The 1,492-nt window shown below is 69.5% G+C and carries 1 protein-coding gene; it reads left to right on the top strand.

Features of this window, described 5'->3' with window-relative positions; genetic code table 11:
• The coding region (locus tag ADK64_RS06630; RefSeq protein WP_159046177.1) for a type I polyketide synthase at nucleotides 1–1,492 on the top strand (1,492 nt) is incomplete at both ends.

Below are 1,492 nucleotides of genomic sequence, written 5' to 3'. Positions count from 1 at the left end.
CGCGTCGGTCGAGTCGCTCGTCCTGCGGGCAGTCACCGATGAGCAGTTGAAGGTGTCCGGTGGCGGCGGAAGCGAGTCGCTCTTCCGGGTCGAGTGGTCCCCTCTGCCGGTACGCGACGACGCCGACGCTGTGGCGGTGGAGTTGCTGGAGGTGGGGTCGGCCTCCTTGGGTTCCGAGGAGGTCCGTCGGGTTTGCGGTGATGTGCTGGCGGGGCTTCAGGAGTTTCTTGCGTCGTCGCGGGAGGGCTCCTTGGTGGTGGCGACGCGGGGTGCGGTGGATGTCGCGGGTGGTGAAGGAGCGGCTGATCCGGTAGTGGCTGCGGTGTGGGGTCTGGTGCGTTCGGCGCAGGTGGAGAATCCCGGCCGTGTCGTCTTGATGGACACGGACGCGGACACGGACGTGGACGCGGATGGTGTGGTGCGCGGTGGTGGGTTGCTGGCGGGTGTGGTGGCGTCCGGTGAGTCGCAGGTGGCGGTGCGGTCGGGCGAGGTGTTCGTGCCCCGGCTGGTGCGTGCCTCGGCGGTGCCTTCCGAGGGTCCGGTGTTCCGGACCGGTGGGACGGTACTGGTGACAGGTGGTACCGGCACGCTGGGTGGTGAGGTGGCCCGGCATCTGGTCGGGGCACATGGTGTGCGGAATCTGGTGTTGACGAGCCGTCGTGGGCTCGACGCGCCGGGAGCGGTGTCGCTGAAGGCCGAGTTGGAGCAGGCCGGTGCCGTTGTGGTGGTGGCGGCCTGTGACGTGGCGGACCGCGAGTCGCTCGCCGGGGTGCTGGACATGGTGCCGGCTGGGGCCCCGTTGTCGGGTGTCGTCCATACGGCCGGTGTACTGGATGACGGTGTGATCGGGAGTCTGACGCCGGAGCGGCTGGCGTCGGTGTTCCGGCCGAAGGTGGACGCCGTGCTGATGTTGCACGAGCTGACGCGGCATCTGGACCTGGACGCGTTCGTGCTGTTCTCGTCCGCGTCCGGGGTGCTTGGTGGTCCGGGGCAGGGCAATTATTCGGCGGCGAACGCGTTCCTGGACGCCTTCGCGCAGTGGCGCCGCGCGCAGGGACTGACCGCCGTGTCACTGGCCTGGGGCCTGTGGCGCGAATCGAGCACGATGACGGGGACTCTGGGGGCGACTGACCAGGCTCGTATGAGCCGTGGCGGTATCCGGGCCTTGTCCGTGGAGGAGGGCATGGCGCTCTTCGACGCCGGTCTTGGCGCCGTTCCATCGCACCTGGTCCCCGCGAAGTTCGACCTCGCGGCCCTTGGCGAGCAGGTGGCCGCCGACGAGGTGCCGTCGATGCTGCGGGGCCTGGTCCGCAGGCCGCGTCGAACAGCGGCGGTCGCCACGGGCAGCGTTCTCGGAGCCTCCTTGACGAGCCGTCTGACGACACTCACGGTCGACGAGCAGCGTCGGCATCTTGTGGAGTTGGTGTCGGGTGAGGTTGCGGTGGTGTTGGGGCATGCGGGTGCGGGGAGTGTGGGTGCGGGGCAGGCGTTC

It is taken from the genome of Streptomyces sp. MMG1121, assembly GCF_001280015.1.
In the GTDB taxonomy this organism is placed as follows: domain Bacteria; phylum Actinomycetota; class Actinomycetes; order Streptomycetales; family Streptomycetaceae; genus Streptomyces.
The sequence above is the reverse complement of the archived record's forward strand: the minus strand, read 5'-3'. Positions and strand labels throughout refer to the sequence as shown.